Genomic DNA, 13,810 nt, shown 5'->3' with positions numbered 1-13,810 from the left:
TTCTTCAGCGCCCAAAACCCCTGAAGTCACCTGAGCCAATGTCGAGGCTAAACTAGGTTTTAGGCTGCAATATCTGGAGCAGGCCATGGTAGATGCTGGAAGGCAAGTAGCCGAACATTGATTAGCTCGCCTTACGTTCAATGGCCTGGTTAACCTGTTGAAAAACTCTATGGCAATGGTTATTGGTCTTCAAGGGTAGCTCTTCATTCTTCACCACCAGATTGACGGTGGCAGCGGAGGACTGAACGATTAATTCGGTTTCATCAGTAGAGCCGATCAGCACTTCAACCGTAGCTAACTGACTGTAGGAAACCATACCAGGCGGCTCTTTTGCCATCATATAATCTCCATCCTGATAAACCAGGTGGAGACCACAATCCTGGAGTATATCTGGCAGTGCTTCTCGGAGGTTATTGGCGGGAAGAACGCTGACGAAAAGATTGGTATAGCGGGCCATAAAAAAACGCTAGAGCTACTACACAGGTTTGGAATTTACAGTTTGAAGTTTACAGTGGCGAAAGAGAGAAACAATGGACCCAGCCTAAACCATAAGCTGGGAAGTTGGATTTTTTATAGGGTTATTATTTCAATAGTCCTATGGACAAATCTGCATCCGCTTTTACCCTTCTACGGAACAATAGGGTTTTCAGGATAAATAGATCGATAACTGGAAACACCATTAAGTTTAATGTCAATAGTACCGTCCCAGGTCGTATTTAAGTGAAAAGGTGCATTTTATTTAGGTTTGTCCGTAACTCACTTCGTCCTATTTAGGGTGATGTTCGGCGGTCAATTGTTTGTTATTCCTTTGGTTTAAGGGACTGGGATAGCATAGACCCAGGCATTAGGCTCACAACGATTGGGGATAAAGATGCGCGGTAAGCTGATTGTGTTTGAAGGGATTGAGGGCTCTGGTAAAACCACACAAATCCAGTATTTGCGCCAATGGTTAGAGCATACCCTTGTTAACGGGAGACTGGGGAACGGGCCAACAGGGGTGATCGTGACCCGCCAGCCGGGGGGCACGACTATGGGTCAGCAGATTAGACAGGTTTTGCTGCAGCCATCCACGGGTATGGAGAGTCTAACTAGCACATCGGAGTTATTGCTCTATGCTGCCGACCGTGCCCAGCATGTCGAGCGGATACTACTCCCAGCCCTTGAGACCGGGCATTTGGTTCTGTGCGATCGCTACACTGCCTCCACCGTTGCCTACCAAGGCTATGGCCGAAAACTCGATCTAGGCTTGATCAACACCCTAAACACCATTGCTACCCAAGGATTAACCAGTGATCTGACCCTATGGATTAAGTTGGATGTGAAGCAAGGCTTAGGGCGCATGGCCGCCCGGGGGCAAGCTGACCGCATTGAGCAGGCGGGCATTGAATTTCATCGCCGGGTCCATGCCGGATTTGCCGCCCAGGCCCAACAGCAGGAAGGCTTTATTGCAGTGGATGGCAGTCCCACCGAAACGGTCGTGGCGGAACAAATTCAGGCCATCGTCTCCACCTACTTGCAGCAGTGGTATGCCCCCTAGGTACGGCAACCCTAGTACGTCCCCGAACATATATCCTCTACTCCATGGCAGACCAGCAGCAGACCAGCCAGAACTTTGCCCAAAGCTTTGACCATATTCTTGGGCAGCCCCAGGCGATTGAGCTGCTGGTTCAAGCTGTTGTCCGGCAGCGCATCGCCCCGGGTTATCTATTTGTAGGTCCCCCTGGCATCGGTCGTAGCTTGGTGGCAGAAACCTTTGCCAGCATACTGTTGAACAATAATCGTGAAACGCCAGAAAATCTCAACCGGCGAATTCAGTCTCGCAATCACCCCGATTTGCTATGGGTTGAGCCTACCTACCTGCACCAGGGTAAGTTACTGACCATGGCAGAAGCCCAGGAGGCGGGCATTAAACGGCGCGGCAGGCCCCAGGTCCGGCTGGAGCAAATTCGCGAGATCGCCCGATTTCTCAGTCGTCCCCCCCTGGAAGCCACCCGGGCCGTTGTGGTCATCGAGGCCGCTGATCTGATTGCGGAGGCCGCCGCTAACGGCCTATTAAAAACCCTAGAAGAGCCCGGCAAGGCTACCCTAGTGCTGCTAGTCCCCGACCAACAGGCTCTTCTGCCCACCCTTATTTCCCGGTGTCAAACCATTCCCTTTCGGCGCTTAGGCCCCACTGACATGGCCCAAGTCCTGACCCAGCTGGGTCAGGGGGAAATTTTGAACTATCCCGAAGTTCTGTCCTTGGCCCAGGGTAGTCCGGGCAGTGCGATCGCAAGTTGGCAACAGCTTCAAACCATTCCCACTGAATTACTGCAGCAAATTAACCAACCCATCCCTAACCTGTACAGCGCCTTAGCCCTGGCCCGTCAAATTGCCCAGACCTTAGAACCAGAATCCCAGCTCTGGCTCCTCGACTACCTGCAGCAAAGCCGCTGGCAGCAAGGCCATCGGCAAGGCATGGAGCAGCTAGAACTGGCCCGTAAGCAGCTGATTCGCTATGTCCAACCGCGTTTGGTGTGGGAAGTGACGTTGATGAATTTAGCTGGATGAATTTAACCTAATGGGTAGAGAACCCCGGGAAATGGTCAACACAATTCCTACGACCCATGGTTCTCTCTAGAAGACTTAAACTAAACAGATATGGTTAATTCAGTTTAAGTCGGACATCAGCACTACGGACACACCATAGATACAGCATGGTTTCACAAACGGCCCAAAGCCCTTGGAAAAAGACCCGTTTTTGGATTGGCATGGCGCTGCTTTTAACGGCTGGTGGGGCATCGCTCCTAGCCCTCCGCTCTGCCCAGCAATCCCGACAGGCCGCCCTGGAAGAGGCCGCCCAACCACCCCCCGAACGCGTCCATGTGGCCGCACTGGGGCGGATTGAACCGAAGGATCAAGTGATTGACATTGCCGCTGCCGAAACTGGTGTTTTAGCCCGACTGCTGGTGGAGGAAGGCACCCAGGTACAGAAGGGGCAGGTCCTAGCGGAGCTAGACATGTACGAAATTCGCCAGGCGGAACGGAACTTTGCCGCCAGTGAGTTGGCGGAGGCCCAGCAAACCCTGGCGGCGGAACAGGGGTTGGGTTCGGCTCGCATTGCCGAAGCCAATACCAAAGCAGGGCAGATCGATCAGCCCCAGTTGCAGGCCATTGAGGCCCAAGCGGCTACCATTCGCAGCCTCGAAGCCCGTTTAAGCCTAGCCGAAACAGACTTAGCTCGCTTTCAGGACCTGTTTAGCCAGGGTGCCATTACCCGTCAGGAGCTGGACCGTCAACAAACACAGGTGGATCAGCTGCTCAGCGACATTGCCAGTGGGGAAGCCACCAAAAACCAACTAGAGTTAGCCCGAAATACGGGGCTGGATAATGCCCAGGCCCAGGTATCCATGGCCGAGGCCGATTTACAGCTATCGGCGGTCGAAGCTGGCGTAGAGTCGGCCCAGCAGAATCTGGCCCTAGCGGAGGCCCGCCTTGACCGCGCGGTGATCAAAGCACCGTCCCCAGGGCAAATTCTGGATATTTACGTCCGCCCCGGAGAAGCCGTATCAGATAATCGGCTGCTGTCCCTGGGCAATACGGCTGAAATGTACGTGGTGGCGGAGGTCTATGAAACCGATGTGGGGTTGGTCAAACCGGGGCAGAAAGTGACCATTACCAGCCGCAATGGGGCCTTTGAAGGCTCCCTCAGCGGCACCGTCGAAACCATCGGCCTGCAGATTTTTAAGAATGACGTGTTGGACGATGACCCAGCGGCCAATGCCGATGCCCGCATTGTGGAGGTGCGGGTCGCGGTGGACCAGGATGAAGCGGTGGCAATGCTGACCAATCTCCAGGTGGATGTGCTGATCGATATCAAGGCCGATGGCCAGTCCCAGGACCCATCCCATGACAACTCTGGGGAGAGCTAGCCATGGCTAGGGTATCGGTGGCTTGGTCGAATTTGATGCATGAGCGGACGCGGCTGATGGTTGCGATCGCAGGCGTCTCCTTCGCCGTCATCCTCATTTTCATGAATCTGGGCTTTATGGGGGCGCTAATTGCCACCGCCACCAACTTTTACGATGAGTTCAACGCAGAGCTATTCATCATCTCACCAGAAACCCTAGAAATCAGCACCTCCACCGCCTTTCCTCGGGAACGGCTGTACCAAGTGGCTGGGGTGGCCGGGGTGGATCGCGTCATGCCCCTCTACAGCGAATATCTGCTGTGGCGCAATCCAGAAACCGGAGAAAGCCGGGCCATCTTCACCTACGGCATTAACCCCCATGACCCCGTATTTCTAATGCCCGAATTCCAGGGCAACGAAGCTCGCCGTCTGCTCAGTCAGCCCAATACCGTATTTTTCGACCGATTTTCCCGACCCGAATTTGGTCCCCAGGCCATTGGCACCACCACCGAAGCTGACCGCCGCAGCGCCACCATCGGCGGTACCTATTTTCTAGGGGGCGGGTTTGCCGCCGACGGCACCCTGATCATGAGCGATCAAAATTTTGTCCGGTATTTAGAGCCTCGGCCCCTCAGTTTGATCAATATGGGGCTGGTCAAACTGAAACCCGGCACCTCCCCCGAAAAAGTAGCCGAAACTATGGACAACCTGCTGCCCGCCGATGTGGAAATCTATACCAAAGCAGGCATCATCGACCACGATGCCGCCTACTGGCTAGAATCCACCTCCATCGGCTTTATCTTTAGCATGGGGGTGGCCGTCTCGTTTGTGGTAGGGGCTGTGATCGTCTATCAAATTTTATTTACCGACATTCGTGAGCATCTGCCCGAATACGCCACCATGAAGGCCATGGGATACCGCTCCCAATATTTGTTCAAAATTGTCTTACAAGAAGCCATTTTCCTGGCGGTGCTGGGCTATATTCCTGGTCTGGCCGCCGCCTTGGGACTCTATCACCTGACTGCTAAGGCCACCGCTGGCACCTTACCCGTGGCCATGAACGGCGGTCGCGTTATTTTTGTTCTGATTCTCACCCTGCTCATGTGCAGCCTATCGGGTCTGATTTCCGTCAGAAAAGCCGTCACCGCTGACCCCGCCGAAATCTTTTAGGAGGTCCAGGGTTTGATTAAACGTATTCCCCTAGCCTGGCTCAACCTCACCCACGACCGCCGTCGATTTGTCACATCTCTGGCAGGCGTAGGGTTTGCGGTGCTGCTGATGTTTATGTTTAACGGGTTTATGAATGCCCTGTACGACAGTCAGCTGCAGCTGCTGAATCGGTTCAATGGCGAGGTGATTATCGTCAATCGGCTGCGCACCAATATGTTCGTGCCCCGATCCTTTGCCCGCAGACGGCTATACCAGGTCCGTGCCTTCGACGGAGTAAAGGATGCCTACGCCCTATACATCAGCGAAGTGAACTGGAAAAATCCCGACAGTCGCAAGTCTCGCGTTGTTCGGGTGATTGCCATCAATCCCGATGAGCCGGTGCTCAATATTCCTGAATTGGTCACCCATCGTCAGGCCCTTAAGCTGCCGGAAACCGCCCTAATGGATAGCCAGTCTCGTGCAGAGGTGGGTCCCATTGAAGCTGGAGTGGAAAGTGAACTCGCCGACCGCCAAATTCGCTTGGTGGGCACCTTTACTATGGGGACGGACTTTGCCTCGGGCAATGGCAATTTGATCATGAGCGATCAGAACTTTCTGCGTTACTTTGCCGATCGGGGACCGGAGGAAGATCAGCGCAGCTTTGCCACGGTGGATGTGGGGGTGGTGAAGCTGGAACCCGGTACCAATGTGGAGCGCATGGTGAACACCCTGCAGCAGAATCTGCCCAATGATGTGCTGGTGATGGCTCGTGATGGAGACAATGGCTTTGTGATTCGGGAGCGTAAATATTGGCAGGAGAACACCAACATTGGCTTTGTGTTTTCCCTGCTCACCAGCATGGGCTTTTTTGTCGGTATCATTTTGGTCTACCAAATTCTCTACACCGATGTGGCTGACCATTGGGCCGAATACGCCACCCTCAAGGCCATGGGATACAAAAATATCTACCTGCTGGGGGTGGTTATGCAGGAAGCGGTCATTCTTTCGGTGTTGGGTTTTATCCCTGGTGTCTGTGTCAGTCAGCTGCTCTATAGGGCAGCAGGAAATGCCACGGGTTTATTTTTTCAAATGACGCCGGAACGGGTGGTGAACCTGTTGATGGCCACCTTTTTGATGTGTTTGGTGTCGGGTGCGATCGCAGTGCGCAAAGTCCAAACCACCGACCCGGCAGATGTATTTTAGGAACGAAAAACCGATGATCGCCAACTACGCCTACTTCACCCCCGCAGACTATTTCGCCCTCGAGCGAGCCAGTCCCATGCGCCACGAATACCGACCGCCGCCATCGAACGACTGTATGCTGGTGTGGAGCTAGGGTAGGACCATGTTTAAACCTCAACCACAATCCACCGTTGCTCCCCCCAGGGATGACCTCGCGGTTCACATCCAAAATCTCAACTACTTCTTTGGTGAGGGGGACCTGAGCAAGCAGGTGCTGTTTGATATTTCCCTCGAATTATTCAAGGGACAGATCGTCATTCTCACCGGCCCCTCCGGCTCTGGCAAAACCACCCTACTCACCCTGGCCGGAGCGTTACGACGCCTCCAAGACGGCAGTTTACAGGTATTGGGCAACGAATTAGTCGGCCTAGGCGATCGGGCGTTAGTCACTGTCCGCCGCAACATCGGTTTTATCTTTCAATCCCACAATTTATTCGAATCCCTCACCGCCAGTCAAAATGTGGAAATGGCCGTAGAACTAACGGGCAATTTTTCCTCCAAACGGGACCAGGCCGTAACCATGCTCAGTACCCTGGGACTGGCCGACCGGGTAGACTACAAACCCAAATCCCTCTCCGGTGGCCAAAAACAGCGGGTGGCCATCGCCCGAGCGTTAGTCAACCATCCCAAACTAATTTTGGCCGACGAACCCACCGCTGCCCTAGATAAAAAGTCGGGTCGAGATGTCGTCACCTATCTCCATAATCTATCTCGGGAAGAAGGCTGCACCGTCCTGATGGTCACCCATGACAATCGCATTCTGGACGTGGCCGACCGGATTATTAATTTAGTGGATGGACGACTGGAGTCGGACAGCAGCCCCCAAGCATTTGCCCAAAGCAAAATGAACAGTGGTCCCACAAATGTGAGTGCCGAAATGTTTATCATGTAGGTCCAATGCCCATAGTCTTATGATATTTGCCAACAGCAGTCAGGAACTGACCTATGGCAGGGTGCAAAATTATCTGAACAGCAGCCTGTTTAAGCAAACCGTACGGACCAACCCAGAACATCCCCAGTTCGACTTGCTATACCAAGACACCACATTTATTGAGTTACAGGTATTGCCTTGGGAAACCCATCCCTACCCAGATAAGGAGTTGGCCATCGTGCGGGCCAGTAGCTGTGTCGCCATTGGTTGCGGCCCCGAGTTAGATTTATTGCGATTTTTACTGGATGAAAATCGAAAGATCCGATTTGGCTCGTTTCAGACCGATGATTCAGGCGCGGTATTTTTTGTCAATCGTATTTTGGGTGGGGAACACATGGATCCGACGGAGTTGGAAATATGTTTGCTATCGGTGGGTGTCATCGCCACCCGATACAGTGACCTGATGATCGATAAATTTGACGGACAACGGGCCCTAACCTCTAAACTATAAAAGTAGAAAAAACAATTTTTGCTCCATGGAAGATATCGCAGCTTACGACGGCATTTTTGTAGTTCTAGCCATCATCATTACGATCAGTGGTTTCATCATGCTGTTTGGCAATCTCATTGGCGTGAATGACAACTGGAAATAGTTACGTAATTTTGAGTTTTAAGTTCGCAGTGTTGAGTTGTATGGGCTAATCACCCCCATGAAGACATCCCCCACATAGCACGATTGCCCCCTAAATAACCAAACTTCGCCTTATTCAAAACTCAACAGTCAAAACGTAAAACTTAACCCTGCCTTACCCTTCTTAAACTCGTAAATTTTTCCAAACCCCTTGTCGTTAGGAGTTTATAGCAACGCTACGCTAGCTATATAACCCAGGGAAGCAGACCTTCTTAACCCAAGATTTCGCCCACAATGTTCGTTAAGAGGTAGCGTCCCCTGACCGATAAGTTCAGACGCCCTACAACCTAAAATCCCCAATCTGAACTTGGCCAATTTTCTTCTCTTTAGAAAAAGGGGTAAACCTATGGCTAAAGCCGCTATATCTCGTTCACGAAACGTGGCGATTGTAGGCCCATACTCAAGTGGTAAAACCACCCTGCTTGAGAGTCTGCTTTCGGTCACTAATACCATCTCTCGTAAAGGTTCCATTGCTGAGGGAAGTACAGTTGGGGACCATACGCCTGAAGCCCGCAATCGCCAAATGACCGTGGAAACGAATGCCGCCTGTACTGAGTACGGCGGCATTCGTTTTACATTCCTTGACTGTCCTGGTTCCATCGAGCTACTGCAAGAACCGCTCCATATCTTGATGGGGGTAGATGCCGCCATTGTGGTGTGCGAACCGGACCCCAGTCGGGTGCTTACCGTATCGCCATTACTGCACTTTCTCGATAAGTGGGAAATTCCCCACGTGGTCTACCTCAACAAAATGGACCGGGCCAGTGCCCCATTTGCCGAGGTGTTAGAGGCCCTCAAGTCGGTGTCCAGCCGTCCCCTGGTGCCCCATCAGTATCCCATTGGGGCTAGCGAAGACCTGGTGGGATTCATCGATTTGGTGAGTGAACAGGCCTATCACTACCACGATGGAGCCGCCGCCGACCCGGTGCCCCTGCCAGAGGGCCTGGCCGCAGAGGAAAAGGCAGCCCGGAGAGAAATGTTAGAAACCCTGGCGGACTTTGACGATCATCTATTAGAAGAACTGTTGGAAGAGATCGAGCCACCAGAAGAGGAGATTATTCAGGATCTAAAAATGGAACTGGGGGCAGACCTGGTGGTACCCGTTTTTCTCGGTGTAGCCTCCAGTGACTATGGCGTCCGGCCCTTGTTAGATGCCTTAGTGCGGGAAACTCCCGAACCCCAGGTCACCGCTGAACGGCGCGGCATTGATCTCAGTTCCAGCGAACCGTTAGTCCAAATTCTCAAAACCTATTACAGTCCCCAAGGGGGCAAGCTCTCCCTAGCAAGACTGTGGCGCGGCACCCTCAAGGATGGGGCCAGCCTTGGGGGGGATCGCATAGGTGGTCTCTATTCTTTGATGGGCAATCAGCAGCAGGCCCTCAGTGCAGCCGAGGCGGGTAGTGTGGTTGCGATCGCACGCCTAGAACATGCCAAAACCGGCGACACCTTGAGCACGGTCGACACCTCTGAAACCCTACCCACCGCTGACATTCTGCCAGCGGTTTACTCCCTCGCCATTGCCGCCGAAAAGCGCGATGACGAAGTAAAACTCAGCGGTGCCCTAAATAAGCTAGTGGACGAAGACCCCGCCCTGCACTGGGAACAGCACGGCGACACCCACGAAGTCATTTTGTGGGGTCAGGGAGATGTCCATCTCAAAATCGCCATGGACTTGCTCAGCCGCAAGTACAACCTGGCCATGACCACCCATCTACCCCAGGTGCCCTACAAGGAAACCATCCGCCATGCCAAGGAAGACATTCGCGGCCGGTACAAGCACCAAACCGGTGGCCACGGCCAATTTGGCGATATATACATCGACATTCAGCCCCTCCCCCGAGGGGAAGGCTTTAAGTTTGATCAAAAAATTGTCGGTGGCGTAGTGCCCAGACAATATATTCCCAGTGTTGAAACAGGCGTGCGGGAATTCCTCAAGCAAGGTCCCCTGGGATTCCCCGTCGTGGATGTATCGGTCACCCTCAAAAACGGGTCCTATCACCACGTGGATAGTTCGGATCAGGCCTTTAAACAGGCCGCCCGCATAGCAATGCAAACCGGACTACCCGAGTGCAAACCCACCCTGTTGGAGCCCATCGCATCCCTATCGGTATCCGTACCCAATCGCTTTACCTCCAATATCCTCACCCTGATCAACGGTCGTCGGGGGCAGGTGATGGGATACGACGGCAAAGCCGGCTGGCCCGGCTGGGATGAAGTATCGGCCCAGCTACCCGTGGCGGAAATGCAAACCCTAATTCTAGAGTTGCGCTCCCTCAGCATGGGGGTGGGCTTCTTTAGGTGGCAGTATGACCATCTCAGTACTGTGCCAGAACAACTCAAGCAAAAGATCGTGGCTGAAGTCGGCAGCCATTAGGTAAGAGATGCCAAAGGGCGGGAGCTCAAATTCCTGTCGGGGCGTTTCGCCCCTACAGGAATTTGCCCAGCGTTATAATCTGATTGTTTCTGAACTCCATTGGTCATCCCCATGGTGCAGGTAAAACCAAAACTAAATACATTTGAGGACTATCTTGCCTATGCCCATGGTACCGATGCTGCCTACGAACTTACCAATGGGGAACTGATTGAAATGCCGCCTGAGTCAGATGAAAATCTGTACCGAGCCCTTAAGCTTTATGAAGCTCTCAAGGCATGGGTGGATATGCGGCAGATTCGATTGCAGGGTCTGGCTCTGGCTATGCCAGGACAACCCAAAAACCGATATCCTGACTTGACCGTTTTGCGTCCAGAACATCCAGAACAGATGCGTCTGCTGGGGCAAGCTGCGATCAAATTGGATATGGAGCCACCCCTGCTAGTAGTGGAAGTGGTCAGTCCTGGGGCAGAAAATAGCAGACGAGATTATGTCGAAAAACGAAATCAGTACGAATGGCGTGGCATTCCTGAATATTGGATTTTAGATCCCATTAAAGAGCAGGTCAGTGTACTCTCCTTAAGCGACAGTGGTTACGAAGAGGGTATTTTTGTGGGAGATGAGCTGATCAAGTCGCCTACATTTCGCGATTGGACAATGACGGCTGCCGCTATGCTTGTAGCTTGGTAGTAAAACTGTCAGGAGATATGGCCATTTAGGCCAAAAACTGAATGCCACCGCTAAACATGCGTAAACCAATCACCACCAGCAACCAACCAAAGATCCGTCTGAGCTGCTGGGGGGAAATGATGTGGGACAGCTGGGTACCGATGGGGGCTCCGATCATGGTGAATGGGGCAACTAACGCAACGGCGGGCCAATAGATGTAGCCCGTGGACCAGGTGATATTCCCATAGCCTGGAGACAATAGCAAAAACGACAGCGTACCGACGATGGCAATGGGCAAGGTAAATGAGGCGGAGGTGCCACTGGCTTTGCTCATGGGTAAACCGCAGTACAGCAAAAACGGGACACTGATGGCACCGCCGCCGATACCTAAAACGCCCGATTTGAAGCCAATCAGCGTTCCCACAGTGGCAAATACCCAGATGGGTGGCATGGTGGTTTCTTCAAAGGCCGGTTTCCAGTCAAGCAAAATTTTGACGGAGATGGCCAGCAGAAATAGACCAAAAATAATCTCTAGCCAATCAGTATCTAGGTGGTTGGATAGGACATTTCCCAACACTACGCCAAATCCAATGGCGGCGATAATGCGGCCAAAAATTCCCCACTGCACATCGCCCCGTACATGATGGGAAAAGGTGGAGGATGCTGAGGTAAAAATCATAATGCACATGGCACTACCTGCCGCCAAATGCATCAGGCTATAGCTGGGTAAATCTATGACTGAAAATAGATAAAACAACCCAGGCACAATGATCATGCCACCGCCGATGCCCAGCATACCGGACATGGTGCCAGCACCAATGCCTAATAGGGCAAACAGGGCAAAATCCAGATAGCTCATGGGCTCACAACGTCCAAAGGTCTTTACTTATTTTATCTTTTTCATGGTGCTCCAAGGGTGTGGAATCACTACAAATTGAGCAAATTCAGGCTTTCGATGGGGCGATCCTGGGTCACGTGAATCGTTTGTAACCCCACCTGCTGCGCTCCCACTAAGTTATGGGCGGTGTCGTCTAGGAACAGGGTGCGGGCTGGGTCTAGGTTATTTTCATCGATCACCCGTTGGAAAATGCTGGCGTTGGGTTTGCGATCGCCCACTAAATGTGAATAGTAAGCCCGCTCAAACTGATCGGCTAGGGTGCCGATATCGGTCCCCATGGCTTCGGTGAACTTGCGATCGCTCGTCGCCAAATGCAGCTCATTAATATTGGACAGTAAAAATATTCGCTTTTGTTGCCCCAGCTGTCGTAGCAGCTCCACCCGTTCTGGCGGAAAATCCAGAATCAGCGCACTCCAAGCTTGATCGATATCATGCTCTTTCGCTTCAAAGCGCAAGAGCTGTGTTAAACCTTGACGAAATTCGTTGGCAGTGATACTGCCTATCTCAAACTTTGAAAAAACCTCCGCTTGACTCTGCTGACTATACTGCTGAGTAATATCGTAGCCAGCTAACTTACTAAAAGCTTGAATGGTAAGACCATAATCCAAATTGACAATTACACCACCTAGATCAAAAACTATGCTGTCAATTTGAGCATAAGAGTATTGATCCATTGATATCTCCCCAGCAACTTAAATACAAATTACCCTACCTAATAACAATACCGTCCTCTAGCGTTAGGTGTTGGTTGCCCCTGGGATTGACGGATAGCTCCCAATAGTGTGGACATTACGATACAGTTTTTCACTGATGGCACTCTAGTACTAGTGAATGTAAGCGTCCGCGTCTGTGAGGCCAATCGTCCCTTATAGTCGAAGCGTATATAGTAATTCCCATTGTGCTTATGCAATGTGGTATCCGCCAAGTCAAGATCTAGAGCTTTATCACCCAAAGTTTCCCAGTCAGCAGGTACTCCTGACACTGGGTGCATGGCCCACTCTACCTCACCCGATAGTGATTCACGAATGCTAAATTGCCAGGTCGTGTTATGACGCATCGCCATAGCTTGAGTCTTACGGATCGCACTATAGGCTTTACTCTGAGCTTCAGAAACTCGCCATCGTTCCTGAGACCCATTCCAGGTTGGTAAAACTAAGGCACTTAGAATCCCAACAATAACGAGAACTACTATTATTTCTAATAATGTAAAACCAGATTCTCTAACAGCAGATTTTGAAAATCTCTTAAATGCTCTCATGGGTTTGTCAAATATCAGCCAGCAACACTTTTAAAATTCCCAGAAGAATCATTAAATTGGCTATTAATAAAACCAATTATTAATCCGACAATATAAGCCTTAAGCAACAATCCAGTTTCTATAAGGATTCCAACCTGCAAGAGGAAAACATTTTTCACAAGGATTGCAGGCTTGAAAATACGCCCTCAATTACTGTAGGCTTAAGGGCACCTCGATTAATTCAAGTTTGTTAAAAGAGGCACTGGTTCCGTCGACTGGGTGCCTTGAAACACTTGGCTTCAGTGGGCTAGACAGCATATCGAATAGAAAATAACTGCGACCAAGATATCCCTGCCTCCAAAATTCCTAACTTCACAGCAGGGACCTGTTTAGTGGTGAAATGAACCCGAACAAAGTTGTGCACCACCCAGTAGAGATTAAGGGTTCTTTGTAAGTGTATTCGAGATTTAGCATAGGTGTTGGTTTTGCGTCGAAAGGCAGCATTGCGCCTTCTAATAGAGGCATTAAAGGCCTCAACATGATTGGCATGGATGCTACTGTCTTTGACCTGATGCTCTGTTTGAGGGTGTTCAGGGACTGGCGCTTGATACTTTTTTCGACGACGACCTGGGCGTTTTTTGGACCCTTTGTTTTTCAATCGCACTCTCACACCTTTGGGTAATCGCTTCGACGGTCGTCCGGGTTTGCCATTGCGGATCACGTCATGACAAATCTCAAACAAGAGGTTGCCATAGCGACGTTCTCCATCGGTTAAGAGACTGATGCTGCCCGT

The 13,810-nt window shown here is 51.5% G+C and carries 14 protein-coding genes and 1 pseudogene; 10 read left to right on the top strand and 5 right to left on the bottom strand.

Features of this window, described 5'->3' with window-relative positions; all coding sequences use genetic code 11:
- Positions 1 to 121: 121 nt before the first annotated feature.
- Entirely contained in the window at positions 122 to 457 is a 336-nt protein-coding gene (locus VB741_RS16605; protein WP_323366303.1) for a hypothetical protein, read from the bottom strand.
- 414 nt (positions 458 to 871) lie between these two features.
- Between VB741_RS16605 and tmk the strand changes: the two genes are divergently transcribed.
- The 10 genes from tmk to VB741_RS16555 all read left to right on the top strand — a co-directional run bounded on the left by tmk (position 872) and on the right by VB741_RS16555 (position 10,903).
- On the top strand, positions 872 to 1,537 hold the full coding sequence (gene tmk, locus VB741_RS16600; protein WP_323366302.1) for a dTMP kinase: 666 nt from the start codon (positions 872 to 874) through the stop codon (positions 1,535 to 1,537).
- A 44-nt stretch (positions 1,538 to 1,581) separates the two neighbouring features.
- Positions 1,582 to 2,550 (top strand): DNA polymerase III subunit delta', encoded by a 969-nt coding sequence (locus tag VB741_RS16595; RefSeq protein WP_323366301.1) that lies wholly within the window; start codon positions 1,582 to 1,584, stop codon positions 2,548 to 2,550.
- Positions 2,551 to 2,696: 146 nt separating this feature from the next.
- Positions 2,697 to 3,911, top strand: coding sequence for an efflux RND transporter periplasmic adaptor subunit (locus VB741_RS16590; RefSeq protein ID WP_323366300.1), 1,215 nt, complete (start codon positions 2,697 to 2,699; stop codon positions 3,909 to 3,911).
- 2 nt (positions 3,912 to 3,913) lie between these two features.
- Complete coding sequence (gene devC / locus VB741_RS16585) at positions 3,914 to 5,059, top strand: ABC transporter permease DevC (protein ID WP_323366299.1); 1,146 nt, start codon at positions 3,914 to 3,916, stop codon at positions 5,057 to 5,059.
- Between the two features lie 12 nt (positions 5,060 to 5,071).
- Positions 5,072 to 6,241 (top strand): ABC transporter permease DevC, encoded by a 1,170-nt coding sequence (gene devC / locus VB741_RS16580; RefSeq protein ID WP_323366298.1) that lies wholly within the window; start codon positions 5,072 to 5,074, stop codon positions 6,239 to 6,241.
- A complete protein-coding gene (locus tag VB741_RS16575; RefSeq protein WP_323366297.1) occupies positions 6,231 to 6,374 on the top strand; it encodes a hypothetical protein in 144 nt (47 codons plus the stop codon). Before devC (VB741_RS16580) ends, VB741_RS16575 begins: the two co-directional genes overlap by 11 nt.
- Before the next feature lie 9 nt (positions 6,375 to 6,383).
- Positions 6,384 to 7,172: an ATP-binding cassette domain-containing protein gene (locus tag VB741_RS16570; protein WP_323366296.1), complete on the top strand. Its 789-nt coding sequence runs from the start codon at positions 6,384 to 6,386 to the stop codon at positions 7,170 to 7,172.
- Between the two features lie 19 nt (positions 7,173 to 7,191).
- Positions 7,192 to 7,662 carry a hypothetical protein gene (locus tag VB741_RS16565; RefSeq protein ID WP_323366295.1) on the top strand — a complete coding sequence of 157 codons (471 nt, stop codon included), beginning with the start codon at positions 7,192 to 7,194 and terminating at the stop codon, positions 7,660 to 7,662.
- A gap of 526 nt (positions 7,663 to 8,188) precedes the next feature.
- A complete protein-coding gene (locus VB741_RS16560; protein ID WP_323366294.1) occupies positions 8,189 to 10,216 on the top strand; it encodes an elongation factor G in 2,028 nt (675 codons plus the stop codon).
- A gap of 111 nt (positions 10,217 to 10,327) precedes the next feature.
- Positions 10,328 to 10,903 carry a Uma2 family endonuclease gene (locus VB741_RS16555; protein WP_323366293.1) on the top strand — a complete coding sequence of 192 codons (576 nt, stop codon included), beginning with the start codon at positions 10,328 to 10,330 and terminating at the stop codon, positions 10,901 to 10,903.
- A gap of 25 nt (positions 10,904 to 10,928) precedes the next feature.
- Here the strand turns inward: VB741_RS16555 and VB741_RS16550 are convergent, their stop codons facing one another.
- The 4 genes and pseudogenes from VB741_RS16550 to VB741_RS16540 form a co-directional block, all read right to left on the bottom strand.
- Positions 10,929 to 11,741 carry a sulfite exporter TauE/SafE family protein gene (locus VB741_RS16550; RefSeq protein ID WP_323366292.1) on the bottom strand — a complete coding sequence of 271 codons (813 nt, stop codon included), beginning with the start codon at positions 11,739 to 11,741 and terminating at the stop codon, positions 10,929 to 10,931.
- A 68-nt stretch (positions 11,742 to 11,809) separates the two neighbouring features.
- A complete protein-coding gene (locus VB741_RS16545; protein ID WP_323366291.1) occupies positions 11,810 to 12,454 on the bottom strand; it encodes an HAD family hydrolase in 645 nt (214 codons plus the stop codon).
- A 38-nt stretch (positions 12,455 to 12,492) separates the two neighbouring features.
- The gene (locus VB741_RS26455) at positions 12,493 to 13,038 is read right to left on the bottom strand and encodes a prepilin-type N-terminal cleavage/methylation domain-containing protein (RefSeq protein WP_442786381.1); all 546 of its coding nucleotides are present in this window, start codon (positions 13,036 to 13,038) and stop codon (positions 12,493 to 12,495) included.
- A 286-nt stretch (positions 13,039 to 13,324) separates the two neighbouring features.
- Positions 13,325 to 13,810: pseudogene (locus VB741_RS16540) on the bottom strand (IS1 family transposase); the annotation flags it as partial.

This window comes from Leptothoe sp. PORK10 BA2, assembly GCF_034932105.1.
Lineage (GTDB): Bacteria > Cyanobacteriota > Cyanobacteriia > Phormidesmidales > Phormidesmidaceae > Leptothoe.
This window is presented reverse-complemented; position numbering and strand designations above follow the sequence as displayed.

Coding starts and splice junctions, on each gene's coding strand:
- devC (WP_323366299.1), top strand. CDS start 3,914: ATGGCTAGGGTATCGGTGGCTTGGTCGAATTTGATGCATGAGCGGACG.
- VB741_RS16575 (WP_323366297.1), top strand. CDS start 6,231: ATGTATTTTAGGAACGAAAAACCGATGATCGCCAACTACGCCTACTTC.
- VB741_RS16590 (WP_323366300.1), top strand. CDS start 2,697: ATGGTTTCACAAACGGCCCAAAGCCCTTGGAAAAAGACCCGTTTTTGG.
- VB741_RS16565 (WP_323366295.1), top strand. CDS start 7,192: ATGATATTTGCCAACAGCAGTCAGGAACTGACCTATGGCAGGGTGCAA.
- VB741_RS16605 (WP_323366303.1), bottom strand. CDS start 457: ATGGCCCGCTATACCAATCTTTTCGTCAGCGTTCTTCCCGCCAATAAC.
- VB741_RS16555 (WP_323366293.1), top strand. CDS start 10,328: ATGGTGCAGGTAAAACCAAAACTAAATACATTTGAGGACTATCTTGCC.
- VB741_RS26455 (WP_442786381.1), bottom strand. CDS start 13,038: ATGAGAGCATTTAAGAGATTTTCAAAATCTGCTGTTAGAGAATCTGGT.
- tmk (WP_323366302.1), top strand. CDS start 872: ATGCGCGGTAAGCTGATTGTGTTTGAAGGGATTGAGGGCTCTGGTAAA.
- VB741_RS16545 (WP_323366291.1), bottom strand. CDS start 12,454: ATGGATCAATACTCTTATGCTCAAATTGACAGCATAGTTTTTGATCTA.
- VB741_RS16570 (WP_323366296.1), top strand. CDS start 6,384: ATGTTTAAACCTCAACCACAATCCACCGTTGCTCCCCCCAGGGATGAC.
- VB741_RS16595 (WP_323366301.1), top strand. CDS start 1,582: ATGGCAGACCAGCAGCAGACCAGCCAGAACTTTGCCCAAAGCTTTGAC.
- VB741_RS16560 (WP_323366294.1), top strand. CDS start 8,189: ATGGCTAAAGCCGCTATATCTCGTTCACGAAACGTGGCGATTGTAGGC.
- VB741_RS16550 (WP_323366292.1), bottom strand. CDS start 11,741: ATGAGCTATCTGGATTTTGCCCTGTTTGCCCTATTAGGCATTGGTGCT.